Origin of the sequence: Alkalinema sp. FACHB-956, from assembly GCF_014697025.1 — a bacterium.
Lineage (GTDB): Bacteria > Cyanobacteriota > Cyanobacteriia > Leptolyngbyales > Leptolyngbyaceae > Alkalinema.
In genome coordinates, this window is the sequence record NZ_JACJRC010000024.1 from 1 (window position 1) to 17,063 (window position 17,063).

The 17,063-nt window shown below is 50.8% G+C and carries 10 protein-coding genes and 3 pseudogenes; 10 read left to right on the plus strand and 3 right to left on the minus strand.

From position 1 onward, the window contains the following. Positions 1-205 precede the first annotated feature (205 nt). Both H6G21_RS19870 and H6G21_RS19875 read left to right on the plus strand, forming a co-directional pair. Positions 206-703 carry an HNH endonuclease gene (locus H6G21_RS19870; RefSeq protein WP_190575159.1) on the plus strand — a complete coding sequence of 166 codons (498 nt, stop codon included), beginning with the start codon at positions 206-208 and terminating at the stop codon, positions 701-703. Between the two features lie 147 nt (positions 704-850). Beyond that, the gene (locus tag H6G21_RS19875) at positions 851-2,662 is read left to right on the plus strand and encodes an ABC transporter ATP-binding protein (protein ID WP_190575160.1); all 1,812 of its coding nucleotides are present in this window, start codon (positions 851-853) and stop codon (positions 2,660-2,662) included. Positions 2,663-2,772: 110 nt separating this feature from the next. Here the strand turns inward: H6G21_RS19875 and H6G21_RS19880 are convergent, their stop codons facing one another. Next, positions 2,773-3,555, minus strand: coding sequence for an SAM-dependent chlorinase/fluorinase (locus H6G21_RS19880; RefSeq protein WP_190575161.1), 783 nt, complete (start codon positions 3,553-3,555; stop codon positions 2,773-2,775). A 194-nt stretch (positions 3,556-3,749) separates the two neighbouring features. Here H6G21_RS19880 and H6G21_RS19885 point away from each other — a divergent pair, with 194 nt between their 5' ends. From H6G21_RS19885 to H6G21_RS26335, 3 genes and pseudogenes are all read left to right on the plus strand, one after another. Continuing rightward, positions 3,750-3,905 carry a hypothetical protein gene (locus tag H6G21_RS19885; protein ID WP_190575162.1) on the plus strand — a complete coding sequence of 52 codons (156 nt, stop codon included), beginning with the start codon at positions 3,750-3,752 and terminating at the stop codon, positions 3,903-3,905. A 342-nt stretch (positions 3,906-4,247) separates the two neighbouring features. Beyond that, positions 4,248-4,775 (plus strand): annotated as a pseudogene (locus H6G21_RS26330) (hypothetical protein); the annotation flags it as partial. Between the two features lie 54 nt (positions 4,776-4,829). Beyond that, a pseudogene (locus H6G21_RS26335) lies at positions 4,830-5,246 on the plus strand (hypothetical protein); the annotation flags it as partial. A gap of 37 nt (positions 5,247-5,283) precedes the next feature. Here H6G21_RS26335 and H6G21_RS19900 read toward each other — a convergent pair. Next, positions 5,284-6,837 carry an AAA family ATPase gene (locus H6G21_RS19900; protein ID WP_242041955.1) on the minus strand — a complete coding sequence of 518 codons (1,554 nt, stop codon included), beginning with the start codon at positions 6,835-6,837 and terminating at the stop codon, positions 5,284-5,286. Positions 6,838-7,795: 958 nt separating this feature from the next. Between H6G21_RS19900 and H6G21_RS19905 the strand changes: the two genes are divergently transcribed. Both H6G21_RS19905 and H6G21_RS19910 read left to right on the plus strand, forming a co-directional pair. After that, complete coding sequence (locus H6G21_RS19905; RefSeq protein ID WP_190575163.1) at positions 7,796-9,160, plus strand: NAD-dependent succinate-semialdehyde dehydrogenase; 1,365 nt, start codon at positions 7,796-7,798, stop codon at positions 9,158-9,160. 196 nt (positions 9,161-9,356) lie between these two features. Then, the gene (locus H6G21_RS19910; RefSeq protein ID WP_190575164.1) at positions 9,357-11,003 is read left to right on the plus strand and encodes an acetolactate synthase large subunit; all 1,647 of its coding nucleotides are present in this window, start codon (positions 9,357-9,359) and stop codon (positions 11,001-11,003) included. Positions 11,004-11,058: 55 nt separating this feature from the next. Here H6G21_RS19910 and glgP read toward each other — a convergent pair whose 3' ends face one another. Further along, complete coding sequence (gene glgP, locus H6G21_RS19915; protein WP_190575165.1) at positions 11,059-13,719, minus strand: alpha-glucan family phosphorylase; 2,661 nt, start codon at positions 13,717-13,719, stop codon at positions 11,059-11,061. 398 nt (positions 13,720-14,117) lie between these two features. Between glgP and H6G21_RS19920 the strand changes: the two genes are divergently transcribed. The 3 genes and pseudogenes from H6G21_RS19920 to H6G21_RS19930 all read left to right on the plus strand — a co-directional run bounded on the left by H6G21_RS19920 (position 14,118) and on the right by H6G21_RS19930 (position 17,061). Next, positions 14,118-15,257 (plus strand): aromatic ring-hydroxylating dioxygenase subunit alpha, encoded by a 1,140-nt coding sequence (locus H6G21_RS19920; protein WP_190575166.1) that lies wholly within the window; start codon positions 14,118-14,120, stop codon positions 15,255-15,257. 272 nt (positions 15,258-15,529) lie between these two features. Beyond that, a pseudogene (gene scpB / locus H6G21_RS26340) lies at positions 15,530-15,988 on the plus strand (SMC-Scp complex subunit ScpB); the annotation flags it as partial. Positions 15,989-16,920: 932 nt separating this feature from the next. Further along, entirely contained in the window at positions 16,921-17,061 is a 141-nt protein-coding gene (locus tag H6G21_RS19930; RefSeq protein ID WP_190575168.1) for a hypothetical protein, read from the plus strand. Positions 17,062-17,063 lie beyond the last annotated feature (2 nt).

The following is a 17,063-nucleotide window of genomic DNA, read 5'->3' on the forward strand; positions in this document are numbered from 1 at the left end:
AACCGACTACTCTGTCAAACAACCCCCGTTCGCTCAACCCTTCTGGCTCTCTTGACGCTCTCAGTTGTCTTTACAATACCGGCATTCCCAGGACTTGAACAGCTTTTTGCCATACTGAGAATTGCTGCAACCCATCTCAGTGTCTAGCGATTCTTAAAAAACTGTGTTAGCATCAGGGCAATTATTTCTCTCATTTCCAAAGCAAATGAGTAAGGTTCTGGTGCTGAATGCGTCCTACGAACCACTGAATATCACCAGTTGGCGAAGGGCGATCGTCTTATTGCTGAAAGGCAAAGCAGAGCAGCTTGAGCATAATGGGAAGTACGTCTATGCAGATTTCCCCCTTCCCTCCGTGATTCGATTGCGCCAGTACGTGCGCGTACCCTATACAGAAATTGCGCTGACCCGAAAAAATCTGCTGCACCGAGACGGGCACAGTTGCCAGTACTGCGGCTACAGTGGCGATGACCTGACCCTGGATCATGTAATTCCTCGATCGCGCGGTGGCCAGGACACGTGGGAAAACATTGCAGTGGCCTGTGTACGCTGTAATGTCAAAAAGGGCAATCGTACCCCTAAGGAAGCGGGAATGTCATTGCTGAAGAAACCCCACAAACCCCATAGCAGCCTTTACTTTGAAGTAGCGAAATATGTCAAAGGCGGCGCAAATCAAGAGTGGCGGAAATATGTGATTGGAGCCTAGGTGCGCACTAAACCCTTGACTGGCATTGAGCTTCAGTAACCAGTTCGGCTGAGCTAGATGGCCAACGATCGGAAGCTCGATCGGTCATCTGACCCTAACTTTTCCTGAACCTGCTAGCCTAGAGAAGGTCTTTTCTTCCCCTCTTCCATGGCAGCGCAAACCGGTGTGACTTCACAATCGACCCCAGCCCGATCGGACAATGACTGGCGGCTGTTTCTGCAACTCTTGCCCTACGCCAAGCGCTATCGCCAGTTGTTAATTACAGCCGTGGTTCTGTTGATTCCCAGTGCGATCGCACGGGCCATTCAACCGATCGTCATTGGGCAAGCTATTTCGCTACTGCGGCAGGAAGATTCGACGTGGCAGTTTTTGCAGAGCTGGGATCTCTCAACGGGACTGAATTTTTTGGCCTTGCTGCTGTTGGTGACGATCGCCGGTCGATTAGTGTTTGATGCCACCCAAGGGTATTTGGTGCAAAAAGCCGGACAACGGATGACGGCGGATATTCGCTATGACCTCTTTACCCATGTGACCTCCTTAGCAGTGCGATTTTTCGATCGGACGCCCGTGGGCAAGTTGATTACTCGCCTCACCAGTGATGTAGATGCCTTGGGTGAAGTGTTTTCTACCGGGGCGATCGGGATCATTGGTGATTTTATTTTGATGTTGGTCATCACTGTTTTAATGTTTACGAAACAGTGGCAACTCGCGACTTTGTTAGTTTTGATTCTAATACCCACCTCCCTATTAATTGTCTATTTACAAAAGCAATATCGCACAGCCAACTATGCCTCACGGGAAGAGCTTTCTAGCTTGAATGCAAGCCTACAAGAAAACATTCTGGGAGTCAGTGTTGTTCAACTCTTTCGACGAGAACAAATCAATAGTCAACTTTTTAACCAAACCAATCGGAATTATATTCGGGAAGTCGATCGCACCATTTTCTATGATTCTGCTGTGTCCGCAACGTTAGAGTGGGTGTCCTTGATTGCGATCGCGGGTGTGTTGGCGATCGGGGGGAAATTTGTCAATGATAGCAATCTAGGGTTCGGAACACTCTCTGCCTTTATTTTGTTTGCCCAGACGTTATTTGATCCATTGCGCCAGTTTGCGGAGAAGTTCACCGCCATCCAATCGGGATTTACTGCCGTTGAGCGGATCAATGATGTCTTGAATGAACCGATCGAAATTAAGGATCGGGTTCAACATTTTCAACAAATTGACCATGGCGTGGGAGAAATCCGTTTTGAAAACGTTTCCTTTGGCTACAAGCCTGGAGAATACGTGCTTCATAACCTCGATTTCACCATTCAACCGGGTGAAAAAGTCGCCCTTGTTGGCCCGACGGGCGCGGGTAAAAGTTCCATCATCCGCCTGCTGAGCCGACTGTATGAACCCCAAGAAGGCCGCATTTTGTTGGACGGGGTGGATATTCGGAATTTGCCACAGGCAGAACTGCGCCGCCGCATTGGAATTATTTTGCAAGATGGTTTTATCTTTGCCGGGGATGTGAAAGGCAATATTACCCTCGGAGAGGAATATGCCATGGCGGAGATCCAAACGGCTGCTGAGAGCACCAATGTCTCCCAACTGATTGAACAGTTACCCCAGGGCTACAACACCCAGTTACGGGAGCGGGGAACCAATCTGTCCGGCGGCCAAAAACAATTAATTGCCTTCGCCCGCGCAGCCATTCGCGATCCCAAAATTCTAGTTTTGGATGAGGCGACTTCCAGCTTGGATGTGGGAACCGAAGCGCTCATTCAGGAGGCGTTGGAACGAATGCTGGAAAACCGCACTGCAATTATCATCGCCCACCGATTGTCTACCATTCGAAATGTCGATCGCATCCTAGTTCTCAAACGGGGCAAACTGATTGAAAGTGGTCGCCACGAAGATCTGATTGCTCAGGATGGCTTATATGCCAGTCTTTATAAATTACAAATGCTGGATCTCTAGTGCTAGGTTCCTATTATGTTGGCTCTCTAGTAGCAGCATAGTATTGCCGATAAAATTTGTTAATTAATTGATTAATTGATTGGTTAAGCAGTTGAGATTATGTTGATTTTTTAATCACTCATCTGCAATTCGATCGTGTCCCCGACTTCCGCCTGTAGGATAGCTTGTGCATTGCCACGATTGATTGCAAGTTCTAAATACCCATGACTGCCGATCAGCCCGATCGGGCTTCCCTGACGGACATCAGCATAGGTAAACTGTCCGGGATAGCGGGTCTGCTGGAATTGCAATTGCCAAGACCATCCTTGAACGAACGCGGCGGGGAAATTGGTGATCAGGTTGCCGAAGTGATCGATCGCTTGAATGCAGCCATGGTAGGTATTGCGGGACAGTTGTCTGAGCGGAAACTGGAGCTGTACTAGGCTGGCAGGATCGATCGGGGTGCCTAAGGCTTCGATCGGAATCCCCTTAGCAAGATAGGCCGCAACGGGAGCAAAAATATCTCGACCATGGAATGTGGTACTGGGACTCGCCGATCGCCAATAGTCGGCATTGGTGAGTTCTACGGCCTGAACGATCGCTTGCTGAGCCAGCACGCCACTCAGCAAGCCATTATCCGGCGCAACAAAATAGGCATTCTCCGTTTGCACCGCGATCGCCCGCCGCTGACTACCTACCCCTGGATCAACGATCGCGACATGGATGGCCCCTGGGGGAAAATAGGCATAGGCCATCAACAGCTGAAACCGAGCGACGGCAATATCTTGGGGCGGAATCCCATGGGTCAAATCCACGATCGTGGCCGTGGGCAGAATACCTAAAATGACGCCTTTCAGGATGCCGACATAGCTATCTTGCCAACCAAAATCACTAAGCAACGTTAAGAGCTGCATAAAACAACGTAAATTTTAGTATCAAAGAATACCGTTTTAATGGGTTGTGGTAATGTGGAAAAAGGGTGTTTATGGATTGAGTGCGTTGAGGATTCCCTGCGTAGCACCGAGTCATACCTGCTAGCCATCAAGCTAGTCATGCCAGCACCCGATCGCTCAAAAGACTGTAGGACAAAAATCCAGTAGGAGGTTATATGGTAGATCAAAATCGTCAATCCATCGCTCAAGTCAAAGCAGCCCATCGTGAAAATTTACGGCGGAATTTGCAGCAACGGATGGAAGCTGCCCGGACTCGTGGAGATCAGCAACTTCTAAAACTGTTAGAACAGGAAGCCAGCTATCTTCAATAGGTTTGCTTTCCTCGGTCTACTTCAATAGTTGGCTTCGATCATTCGATTAAAAGTCTGCTTCGATCAAAAATGCCAGTGCGCCCTTCCAGACTCTCCACAGGTTGGGTGCATTGGCATTTTTGAGAAGTGGCCGTAATTTGAGGAGTCGCTGTCAAGGGTCAGCATGGCCTTTGGCTTCCCTCCGTTGCCCCAAATCGATCGTGAGCAGTGCTAAGATACCCAAGGCTATCGTTACCCTTTCTGTCGGCAACAATACATTGCTAGTTGCGTCATGGCCTTCAGTATGATTCTGTCAGCATGATTTTGCTAGTAACCTTATCCTCTTTCATGGGCATATCTGGGATGACTCGTCACTCTTTGTACTCCGGTTCGTTGGCACTGTTGGCGGCTCTGTGCTTGGCTCCCGTTGCCCAAGCCCAGGACTCTCGGTTCATTGCCCAGGCTGACCCCAGCGAATTGCGTCCCCTTGCGCAGGATACCAGCATTCTGAATGTCCAAGCGGGACAGAACTTGATGAAGGAAGCCAGCGATGCTTCTGGGGCCAAAAACTACGGGCTGGCAGTGAAGAAGTTACAGGAAGCGCGGCAAGTCTTTAACCAACTCTCCAACTTCCATCAAGACTTGGTTGGGAGCTTTTCGGGATTAGACATCCGCATTTCCAATGCCCAACGCACCCGTGCTTTGAAGGCGGCGCAACTGCGGGACGAAGCAACCTACCAGTTGGCGATCGCCCACCGCGCCAACAACCAACCGGAACTGGCGGTACCGCTGCTGATCCAGGTGCTTCGGAGCCAAAGCCCCACCCGCGACATGGGTAAACAAGCCTATGGGCAACTGCTGGAAATTGGCTTTGTCGATCTGCCCTATCCCAGTCCAAAGGAAGGCGAGGCGGCTCCCACGGTGACGATCGGGCCAGGGGCTGGAATCCTCAGCATTCCTGGGGGCGATCAACTGATGGCCGATGCGGTCAATGCTGTGACGGCTAGCAACTATCCCTTGGCGCAAACCAAGCTCAAGGAAGCTCGTCAAGCTTTCAATCAACTGTCGAACTTTTACCAAGATTTGGCAAGCGTATTTTCCGGCATTGATACCCCGATCGCCGATAGTACCCGCCAAAAAGCGTTGAAAACGGCCCAGAGTCGTGACGAAGCCACCTACCAATTGGCGCTCGTTCACCGGGCTCAAAATCAGCCGGAACTGGCCGTGCCGCTGTTGGTGCAAATCGTCCGCAGTCAACAGCCCACCCGCGATCTGGGACGCAAAGCCTACGCCCAACTGGTGGAGCTGGGATTTGCCGATACGCCCTATCCCCGCACCACCCAATCCGCCAGCGGGCGCTAAGCTAAGCTAGCGATCGCTGACCCTAACAAACGCTGAATTAACGAACGCTGACAAATCGTTCCCGCGCGATCGTCCGCAGCCGATTGACATCCTCTCGCCGAGACACCGACAAAGGAACCGTGCTTTTCACGGATTCCACAATCAGCTCCGTCCGCAGGGGTTGGTTGAGGTAGAGGGCTTTGTACAAGGCTGTGACGATCGCCTGTTCGATTTCAGCGCCACTAAAGCCATCGGTGGCGGCGACGAGGGCATTGAAGTCGAACTGAGCTGGATCCTGCTTCCGTCGAACCAGGTGCAGTTGCAGAATCGTAGCTCGCTCCTGGGCATCGGGCAAATCAACGAAGAAGATCTCGTCAAAACGCCCTTTCCGTAGCAGTTCCGGCGGAATTTTCGACAAGTCATTGGCCGTTGCGATGACAAACACTTCCTGGGATTTTTCCTGCATCCAGGTGAGAAACGAGCCAAACATGCGCTGGCTTAAACCGCCGTCGGAATCGCTGTTGGAGGTGCCAAAGCTTTTTTCGATTTCGTCAATCCAGAGGACGGCTGGAGCCATGGATTCCGCTAGGCTCAGAGCGTTACGGAAGTTTTTTTCGGATTCGCCGACATATTTGTCATAGAGGCGGCCTGCATCCAGCTTGAGCAAGGGCATTTTCCAGGCTTTGGCGATCGCTTTCGCTGCTAAGGATTTACCGCAGCCCTGAATCCCCACAATCAAAATGCCCTTGGGGGGTTGCAGATTCCATTCCCGCGCCTGGGGAGAAAAGCCAACTTTAGCCTGGTTGAGCCATTGCTTCAGCCCTGCAAATCCGCCCCATTGCAGCGGTGCGTGATCGACGGGGAAGTATTCCAGCATACTTTCTTCCCGAATCACTTGGGCTTTGCGGTTTAGGACACGATCGATATCCTGGACTGTGAGTTTGCCATCTTCCAAGGCGGCGTAGGCCACCACTTTGCGAGCCTGTTGCAGGGTCATGCCGGAGAGCGCCTGGACTAAGGTTTGGATCTCGTTGTCTTGGATTTCAATCTGGACGCGATTTTTGGCCCGCAGCGATCGCACAGTGGCCATGACGGCTTGATGGAGTTCATCTCGGGCAGGCAATTTGAGATCGTAGTAAACGGCTTCGTGGGTGACTTCCTGGGGCAGGGTGACGCTATTGCCTGTGAGGATGATGGCCGATCGGGATTGGGAAAAGGTTTGCACTAATTCCCGAAACTGCCGTGCGACCGTCGCATCTTCTAGGTAAACCGCAAAGTCTTTCAGCCAAAAAATAGCGCTCAGGTTGAGTTCCTGTATCCGTTTCAGAACTTCCAGGGGTTCGTGGGAATTGTCATAGGCGGTGGGCTGACTGCTGGGGGCACAGTCGTTTTGCCAGCGGTTATCGACTGAAACGGACGATCGGGTGAGTCCTTGGGTAATGCTCCATTCCATCAGGGTACGGCCCATTTCCTGGGTGGCGGCTTGCAGGAGTCCTTGGACGCGCTCTTCTTCAACGGTTTCAAAGACAATCAGGGGATGGAAGGACAGTATCAGGGTTTGGAGTTCGTGAACCCGAGCCTGCATGGAAGGACAAAGAGTAGGAAGCGCCATGGGTAGTTTCAAGTAATCAGCGTTGCATGAAATTCAGAGGGAATGCCCTGGGAACACCTTACGATCGCCTGCGATCGCCGCAGGAGCGGCTAGACTGGCGACTAACCCTTAGAATTCCCAGCAAAGCTACCTTCATCACGGCAGGAGTCAATTACAGAGACGACCGCCTAGGAAATCTGAGAAATCAGCAGATTGAGAATCACGATCTCCAGGGAATCGATCGTGATTCTGGGAGAGGCTAAACATTGATGGGATATGGTTGATTGTCGCCTCCTTGATTCAAGATTTTTCCGCATCCATTCCCATGGCCAACTACGTTTGTAGCTTCGTTTGTAGCTTATCTTATGATTTCAAGATAACTTCTATCAGTATTAAAACCAGCATCAACTCTGAGGCTACTTTCGTGAATGTCAGAAATAGCTGATTTTTCTAAAATATTCACTCTTCAATATTCATCTTAAGGATTGACTAAGAAATCACATCTCCGATTCATTTACCCATCCCTCTACTTATCCCCTTGAAATTTCATGTCTCCGCGGTTCCCTTAGCCCTGTCTCCGAGTTGTTTCAGTTCAAGGCAGATTACCGACAATAAAACAGAGTTTGCGATCGCGAGTCTTGTATTTACGATCGCAAGTCTTGTATTTGCGATCGCGAGTCTTGTAGAAGTCTTGCTAATTGCAAACTTTGTTAAATCCACGCCATTTCTTAACCAAGGCCACCCGATTGCGCAGTACAGTGGAAGCATACCCTGCATCACCGTTCACAGACACACCGTTCACAGACACCGTTCACAGACACACCCACAGTCAGCATCTACAGCCATCTACTGGCAGCCTTACGCGCTGACAGGCTTGCTCACTGACAGTCTTACGTACTGGCAGCCTTACCTACTGACAGCCTTACACACTGCACCGTCACTCACGATCGGCCATATTCACTTTTTTAAGGAGGCGGCAATGGGGATCGCCACAGTTAACCCATCCACTGGAGAAATTGTCAAAACCTTTGAACCCATTACAGATCAAGCATTAGACAATAAACTCAACAAAGCAGCGAAAGCCTTTCGCCAGTACCAACAGATCCCGATCGCCCAACGCGCCCACTGGCTCCAGCAAGCCGCCGATCGCCTAGAAGCCCACAAAGAACAGTACGGACGCCTGATGACCGTGGAAATGGGCAAACCCATCAAATCCGCGATCGCCGAAGTCGAAAAATGTGCCTGGGTCTGTCGCTTCTATGCCGATCATGCGGAAGCCTTCCTGCAACCCACCCCGATCGCCACCGATGCCACTGAAAGCTACGTCATTTATCAACCCCTCGGGGCGATTTTGGCCGTGATGCCGTGGAATTTTCCCTTCTGGCAAGTGTTTCGGTTTGCGGCTCCAGCGCTGATGGTGGGCAATGTGGGCCTGCTGAAACATGCCTCCAACGTACCCCAGTCGGCCTTGGCGATCGAACAACTTCTGTTGGACGCAGGTTTCCCGGAAGGCGTATTTCAAACCCTGCTGATTGGGGCCGATCGAGTGGCTCCCTTAATGGCCGATTCCCGCGTTGCCGCCGCCACCTTAACCGGGAGCGAACCCGCAGGCATGAGTTTAGCCATAGCCGCTGGGCAAAATCTCAAAAAAGTGGTGTTGGAATTGGGCGGGAGTGATCCCTTCATCGTCATGCCCACCGCTGATTTGGACGCTGCTGTTGCCGCCGCTGTCACCTCCCGGATGGTAAATAACGGCCAAACCTGCATTGCCGCCAAACGCTTTATCGTCCATGAAGCGATCGCCGATGCCTTCACCCACAAACTCACTGAAAAGTTTGCCGCCCTCAAGGTGGGTGACCCGCTTTTGCCCGAAACGGACGTTGGCCCCCTCGCCACTCCGAAAATTTTGCAGGATCTCGATCGCCAAGTGCGAGAAACGGTGCTGCGGGGCGCAAAGGTTGTGATTGGTGGCCATCCCCTCGATCGCCCCGGTGACTTCTACGCACCCACCATCCTGACCGACATTCCCCACCACAGCCCCGGTCGCACCGAAGAATTTTTTGGCCCGGTGGCATTGTTGTTCCGCGTCATGGACTTGGATGGCGCGATCGACTTGGCAAACGCCACCCAATTTGGCCTAGGGGCGAGTGCTTGGACGAATGACCTGACGGAAAAAGCACGATTTATTCAAGAACTCCAAGCCGGCTCGGTCTTTGTGAATGGCATGGTTAAATCCGATCCTCGGCTGCCCTTTGGTGGAATTAAGCGATCGGGCATTGGCCGAGAACTGGGGCGAGAAGGGCTCCTGGAATTCGCCAATATCAAAACGATTTGGGTCCAATAATCGCCCGAGTTTCACCCATCCCAAATCCTCTGCGATCGCCCCAATGTCCTAGCGGGTTCTGCGCAATTTAATTTTTGACAGTGGTGGACTGACACAAACCCATCAAAAATCCACATCGTTTGGAGAACCGCATACACCATTTCTTTCGCATCATGATGAATGATTGATTCTAAAAGACTACACAATACGATCGGTTATGGTTGAACTCAATACCGCTGAACTCTTGGTCAAATGCTTGGAAAATGAAGGGGTGGACTATATCTTTGGCCTCCCTGGCGAAGAGAATTTACACGTTCTCCAAGCCCTCAAGCATTCCAGTATTCAATTCATCACCGTTCGCCATGAGCAAGGGGCTGCCTTCATGGCTGATGTCTATGGACGCTTAACGGGCAAAGCGGGCGTCTGTCTGTCTACCCTGGGGCCGGGGGCCACTAATTTGATGACCGGGGTCGCCGATGCCAACCTCGATCGTGCCCCTTTAGTCGCCATCACTGGACAAGTCGGCACCGATCGGATGCATATTGAGTCCCACCAGTATCTCGATCTGGTGGCCATGTTTGCCCCTGTCACCAAGTGGAATGCCCAAATTGTCCGCCCCGGCATCACCCCGGAAGTGGTGCGTCGGGCCTTCAAGTTAGCCCAGACAGAAAAACCCGGCGCAGTCCATATTGATTTGCCAGAAAATATTGCAGCCATGACGGCCCCAGGCTATCCCCTACAAAAGCATGACTTAGAAAAAACCTTCGCCTCCTTTCACAGTATTGAAACCGCCGCCACCGCCATTTCCCAAGCCAAGAATCCCATTATTTTGGTCGGCAATGGTGCCATTCGGGCCTCTGCCAGCCCTGCGGTCACCCGTTTTGCCCAACAGTTGAATATTCCCGTTGCCAATACCTTTATGGGGAAAGGCGTGATTCCCTATACGTCTCCCCTTGCATTGTGGTCAGTGGGATTGCAGTCCCGAGACTTCATTACCTGCGGTTTTGAACGATCGGATTTGGTAATTTGTATTGGCTATGATTTAGTGGAATATTCGCCCAAAAAATGGAATCCTGATAGTCAGATTCCCGTCATTCATATTGATGCCACCCCTGCTGAAGTCGATAGCAGTTACATTCCCATTGCAGAAGTCATTGGCGATATTTCCGATTCCCTTGAGGAGATTTTGAAACGGGTCGATCGTCAGGGTAAACCCACCCCCTACGGATTAGAACTCCGCGAAAACATTGTGGCGGACTACGAATATTACGCCCAGGATACGGAATTCCCCATTAAGCCCCAAAAAATTATCTACGACCTGCGGAAAGTCATGGGAGGGGATGACATTGTCATTTCCGACGTGGGTGCCCACAAAATGTGGATGGCGCGGCATTATCACTGCGAAAAACCCAACACTTGTTTGATCTCCAATGGCTTTGCCGCCATGGGAATTGCCATTCCGGGGGCGATCGCGGCGAAGTTAGTCTATCCCGATCGCAAGGTAGTGGCCGTCTCCGGGGATGGGGGATTTATGATGAACTGCCAGGAACTGGAAACGGCTTTACGCATCGGCACCAATTTTGTCACGCTCATTTTTAATGATGGAGCCTATGGCCTGATTGATTGGAAACAACATAACTATTTTGGGGAATCAGCTTTTATTCAGTTTAGCAATCCCGATTTCGTTAAATTCGCAGAAAGTATGGGACTCAAAGGTTATCGAGTCACCCAGACCGCAGACCTACTGCCAACCCTCCAAGAAGCACTGGCGCAATCGGTGCCTGCCGTGATTGATTGCCCGGTGGACTATCGTGAAAATCTAAAGTTCACCCAGCGATCGGGGGAAGTGGTTTGCAATATCTAGCCCCTTCCCACTGTTCCCCTTTCCACTATGCCTCCTTGACGACTGTACCTACTTCCTAATTCGCCCAAAGAATTAATCCCAAATCATAGGGACTCCCCAGATTTTCATGGTGGGGCAAAATCCGTAGGGAGAAGCCCTGAAGGCCACTGGTGCGGTAGGTAACCTGTCCGGTAAAAATACAGTGCCCCTGCTCATCCTTGCCCTCAAAATTCATGGCCATGGGTTTTCCCTTAACAATATTTCCTTGATCATCCAACGGCCCTTGGTACATTTCCACTTGGACATCCTGGTGGGTAAAGCCATTCAGTCGTAACTTTGCTTTCACCGCGATCGCCTGATTCACTTGAACATCAGCACTTTCGGAAACTTCCACAGCTTCAATCCGGATGTTGTACCAATGGGTTTGCAATTTGTTTTGCCATGCTGCCAATTCCTTGGCTGGTTGGAACTGTTGAGCAGTGAGATTTTGTGAGCGATCGCTGGCGGGGAAATAGGCTTGAGTCGCGTAGTCGGCGACCATTCTGGTCGTGTTAAACCGGGGCACATTGAGGCGAATCGTATCCTTCATTTTGGCGATCCATTTCCGGGGGAGATCGTCTTCATCCCGATCGTAGAACAGCGGCACCACTTCCTGCTCTAGGAGGTTATACAGCGCATCCGCTTCCACGTCATCTTGATAATTTTCATCGTCGTAGTCTTCCCCTTGCCCGATCGACCAGCCCGTATGAATTTGATCGGCTTCATCCCACCAACCATCGGGAATACTGAGATTGGGCAAGCCGTTCATGGCTGCTTTCATGCCGCTGGTGCCCGATGCTTCATGGGGGCGACGGGGGGTATTCAACCAGACATCACAACCCGCCACCATGAGCCGTGCCACATGAATATCGTAGTCTGGAATAAACACAATATGGGTATGCATCCCTTCAGTACGGGCAAAGTGAATCACTTCACGAATCAGTTCTTTCCCAGGAATATCCTTGGGATGGGCTTTTCCAGCAATGACAAATTGGACGTTTCGTTTATGGTTATGGTTATGGCTGTGATTATGATTATGTAATGGGTGATGGGGTTTGCCTAGAATGATTTGCCGAATGCGATCGAGATCTCGCAGAAACAAAGTCGCTCGCTTATAGGTGGCAAAGCGTCGCGCAAAGCCGATCGTCAGCGCTGTGGGATCTAACACCTCTTCCGCTTGGAGCAATTCATGGCTAGACGCTGAGCGATCGCGGAGCATTCTTGCCAACCTTGCACGAACAAACAAAATTAAATCCAACCGACAACGCTCATGGGTCCGCCACAGTTCTTCATCGGGAATCGAGCTGGCCTTAGCCCAGAGCGATCGATGGGCGGCGGCCTCAGCCCATTGCGGCCCCAAGTAACGACTGTACAGATCTTGCATGGCCTTGGCGGCACAACTGCGACCATGTACCCCGTTGGTAATGGATGTAATGGGCACTTCATCCAGGGGTAAATCCGGCCAGAGGGGCTGAAACATCTGACGCGATACGTGACCATGGAGCTGACTCACCCCATTGACAAAACTCGCCATTTTAATCGCCAGCACCGCCATGCTAAAGGACTCGGTAAACTCTCCCGTTTTCACCCGACCGAGGGAGAGAAATTCTTCCCGCGAGAGTCCAAAAATCTGGGCGTAGCGATTCCCCAGGGCGTGCATCACTTTATCCGGGGCAAACAGATCGATGCCAGCGGGAACGGGTGTGTGCGTTGTAAACACTTGGCTGGCCTTGGCCACGGCCCAAGCTTCTGCGAAGGATAGCCCTGACTCCTGCACCATACTTCGCATCCGTTCCAGGGCTAAGAAGGCAGAATGCCCCTCATTCATGTGGTAGACCGTGGGCTGATAGCCTAGGGCTTGTAGCATTTTCACGCCCCCCACCCCCAGCATCAGTTCCTGATCAATCCGCATATCGACATCGCCGCCGTAGAGTTCATCGGTGATGTCGTGATCGTAGGAATTATTAGGTTCAATATTGGTATCCAGTAAGTACAACGGAACCGTGCCGACTTGCACCCGCCACACCCGTGCGTAGACAATTCTACCGGGATATTCCACTTCAATGCGTAATTCCCGATCGTGTTCATCCCGTTCTAAATGAATGGGCATGTTGTAGAAATCATTAATCGGATAGCGTTCCTGCTGCCAACCATCGGCATTGAGATATTGGGCGAAATACCCTTCTTGGTAGAGTAAACCTACGCCTACGAGGGGCAAACCTAGATCACTGGCTGATTTTAGGTGATCCCCTGCCAAAATCCCCAATCCTCCTGAATAAATCGGTAAACAATCCGTTAAGCCAAATTCAGCGGAGAAGTAGGCATAGCATTCTGGAGCCGATCGATGGTTATCTTCGACAACGTGTCGATAGGTCGTCAGAGCGGGTAACGTCTGCGATCGGTGTTTGCGGTACCAGGTTCGTTCCTTTAGATAATCCTCTAATTGCAGGGACGCCCGCTCCATTTGGGCCAGAAAGCCTTCATCCTCGGCCACTTCCTGCAACCGTTCCTGGCTAATCGTCCCGAGCATTAAGACAGGATTGTGGCGACTCGATTCCCAGAGGTCAGCATCCAAACGACGAAAGAGATCCTTAGTTTCCAGATTCCAATCCCAGTAGAGGTTATAGGCTAAGGTTCGCAGAGGCTCTAACTTGGTGGGGAGGGAGGGGGAAACGTTAAAGGTTCGAATGGGACGCATAAAATTACCTCGATCGCGGGTTACCCTAATTGTGAAGGGGATTTTCGCGTTTCTGAGATAAGCTTAACAGTGTTTTTGAAATGGATTTAGAAATGTAAATGCCTCGAATCAACACCCAGGTATAACAGCTATATAATGGCCATCCCATTGCGTAAATTACTCGCACAATTTACGCAATAAAACTAAATAGATCCAAATCAATCTGAATAGATCTGCAAAACGTACTGAGTAAACAGATGATACAGTCCATTTATGGCAAAAAGTAAATGACAAAACGTTTAGGCTTCCATAAAAGCCAGGATAAAATCGCATAACCTATTTTTAACCTGGGATACATCTGAATATCAGATGAAACCGTAAAGTGAATATTAGGTGAATCTCGGAAGGAGTGAGATTTCATGGAATTGGCAACGACGCTGACGGGGCAAACAGTCCAAAATCGGGTACGCGAAATTGGCATTAATGCCAACCATTGGTATGCGGTGGCTTGGGCCAAGGAACTGCACCCCAACCAAATTCTGCCCATTCGGCTGTGGAATCAGGAAATCGCGCTCTACCGGGATAGCCAAGGCATTGTGCAAGCGGTAGAGGATATCTGTCCCCACAAGGGGGTAGCCCTGCATAAGGGGAAAGTTCAGGGAGATGCGATCGTCTGTCCCTACCATGGCTGGGAGTTTGAAGCGGGACAATGTACGAAAATCCCCTATTTCCCACCGGAACAAAAATTACCCCGAGCCTGTGTCAAAACCTTTCCCGTCCGAGAACGCTACGGCATTATTTTTATCTTTCCTGGCGATCCAACCCTTGCTGACCAGGTGCCGATGATTGACATTCCTCAGTATGGTGATCCGGATTGGCTCATGGTAACGATCGGGGCGGAGTTTCAGGCCCACTACACGATTTGTAATGAAAACACCATGGATGTTTTCCACGGCTACTTGCATGAAAATTTGCAGGGCTGGTTTGATCCCGTTTTACTGAAGTTACAGGAAACCCAGGACACGGTACGGGCGGACTATCGCGTCTCCTACGAAGGCCCCATGACTAAGTTTTTGGGGTTGAATGAAACGTCGAAGGTGACCACCCGGACTATTTCGGTGAATTACCAATATCCCAATTACATCAACTCTCTGGAAGGCATTTCATTTTTATACCTGATGCGGCTACCCATTTCGCCCCAGGAAAGTCGATCGTTTTCCCTTATGTTCGTCAAAGTTCGCATTCCCCGCTGGCTAACGGAACCGTTGCGGCCTGTTTTGGAACCGGTGATTCGCAACCTATTTTTCATGCGATTTCTTCGCCAGGATATTGAAATGATTGAGAGCGAGTATGCCCATTACATCAGCGATCGCCAGCGGCGTTATGTGGAAGTCAATCCGGCCATTATTGCGGTACAACGGCTGATGGTACGGCAGTACGAGCAGTATATTCACTCCCCCAGTCACTCCCCCAGTCACTTCCCCAGTCACTCCCCCAGCGCACCTAGCGCCAACGGAGCTTCCACCGAGAAACCCGCTGCTATTCCTGAGTCCATCTAGGTAAGTCACTCCATTCCCTGGCATGTAGACGCTGCGGGGGCTGCGGGGATAGGGGCCACTGGGTTAACGGCGCATGGGTTCACAGCGCATAGGTTCACAGCGCATGGGTTCACAGCGCATAGGTTCACAGGACGTGGGTTAACGGCAAATTTGTTATCCAAAGCACGATCGCTGGATAGAATAGAGAGCCATCGAGGGTTGCTGGATTCTGGATTTCGGTTTACTTTTCTGACCGGCGTTAACCTGTCGTTTAACCTGCCCCTTAACCTACCATGTCTCGACTGTCCTGCACGATCGAAGCGATTCTCTATCTCAAGGCGCAACCGCTCTCGTTAAACGAGATTGCGGAATGTGCAGGCTGTGAACGGGAGGCAGCGGAGGAAGGGTTGCTGGAATTGATGGCAGATTTTTCCCATCGGGAAACGGCGTTGGAGGTGGCGGAAACGCCGGACGGCTATTGCTTGCAACTCCGCAGCGACTATCAAACGTTGGTACAGTCGATTATTCCAGCAGACATTGGCGTGGGGGCTTTGCGAACGTTAGCGGTGATTGCCATGAAGGGGCCGATCGTCCAAACGGAGTTGATTAACCTTCGGGGTTCCAGCGCTTACCAACAGGTACAGGAATTGGTGGAGCAGGGGTTTGTGCGCAAGCGGCGGCGATCGGATGGGCGATCGTACTGGCTGCAAGTCACGGACAAATTTCACCAGTATTTCCAACTGGATCAACTCCAAGGCAATTTCGATCGCTTAGCCAGTGCCACGGCAACCCCCGGAAAGAATGCCACAGCCTCTAAAGCAGGAGGCAAAGCGTCAGTAGCAAAAGATACTGGCATAGAAGATATAGACGGTATAAGAGACCTAGAAAAGGGCGCAGAAGAGGGCATAGAGGAACTGGGGCCGCTTTTGGCCAACCAGGGGAACATCCCCGATGAGTTAGACTCCGATGAAACGCTGGATACAGGCGCAATGCTAGAGATGGCGACCTTGGAGATGGCGACCCCAGAGATCGCTGGAACCTTATCCGATGAAGTCCTGGCGACGATCGAATGGGCAGAAGATTAACAGCAGGAGATCAACAGCCGGAAATTAACAGCAGTGCGAGGGCATAGCAGATCGTGATTCCTGAGGCCAAGTAACTCAGCAGGCCAAGTAACTCAGCAGGCCAAGTAACTCATACCAAATTGATTTATCAATGCTACAGATCCGATCCCCCCTAGCCCCCCTTAAAAAGGGGGGAATTTAGTCAAATTCTTTCAAAGTCCCCCTTTTTAAGGGGGATTTAGGGGGATCGTCATGGGTTGCAATCACAGGTTGATTTGGTATCAGTAGGATCCGTATTTTTGGTTAAAGAGTTGGTTCGATGAATGATCTAATTGTGAAGTTTCAGTATATTTTCATACAACTTAACAAGGGCTTATCAAGTTCTTAAATTGACTGTGGGACATTAGCTAGCAGAATTTCTGAGGCCAATATTGCTAAGAACAGTTCCCAGGACGTTGCTAAAAACAATTTTCTGAGACCAATTGAGTTCCCCTCGATGATCAACCCCTGAGTGACAGCCATTCGCCATGGCGGGTAGGCGCAGTAATCATTGCTGTGCTGCTTTCTCGTGGGCATTTTTTAACGCTGACGAGTTCCTGTCGTCATGGATTGATTACTGCATGTCAGAGGTTACAGAACAAGCCCCTTGGCTCGGTGCATCTTTCATCAATCTCAGTCCGGTCAATCTCAGTCCGGTCAATCTCAGTCCGGTCAATCTCAGTCCGGTCAATCTCAGTCAATTCATCCCCCACCAACGTTAGAT

Coding starts and splice junctions, on each gene's coding strand:
- H6G21_RS19870 (WP_190575159.1), top strand. CDS start 206: ATGAGTAAGGTTCTGGTGCTGAATGCGTCCTACGAACCACTGAATATC.
- H6G21_RS19875 (WP_190575160.1), top strand. CDS start 851: ATGGCAGCGCAAACCGGTGTGACTTCACAATCGACCCCAGCCCGATCG.
- H6G21_RS19880 (WP_190575161.1), bottom strand. CDS start 3,555: ATGCAGCTCTTAACGTTGCTTAGTGATTTTGGTTGGCAAGATAGCTAT.
- H6G21_RS19885 (WP_190575162.1), top strand. CDS start 3,750: ATGGTAGATCAAAATCGTCAATCCATCGCTCAAGTCAAAGCAGCCCAT.
- H6G21_RS19900 (WP_242041955.1), bottom strand. CDS start 6,837: ATGGCGCTTCCTACTCTTTGTCCTTCCATGCAGGCTCGGGTTCACGAA.
- H6G21_RS19905 (WP_190575163.1), top strand. CDS start 7,796: ATGGGGATCGCCACAGTTAACCCATCCACTGGAGAAATTGTCAAAACC.
- H6G21_RS19910 (WP_190575164.1), top strand. CDS start 9,357: ATGGTTGAACTCAATACCGCTGAACTCTTGGTCAAATGCTTGGAAAAT.
- glgP (WP_190575165.1), bottom strand. CDS start 13,719: ATGCGTCCCATTCGAACCTTTAACGTTTCCCCCTCCCTCCCCACCAAG.
- H6G21_RS19920 (WP_190575166.1), top strand. CDS start 14,118: ATGGAATTGGCAACGACGCTGACGGGGCAAACAGTCCAAAATCGGGTA.
- H6G21_RS19930 (WP_190575168.1), top strand. CDS start 16,921: ATGTCAGAGGTTACAGAACAAGCCCCTTGGCTCGGTGCATCTTTCATC.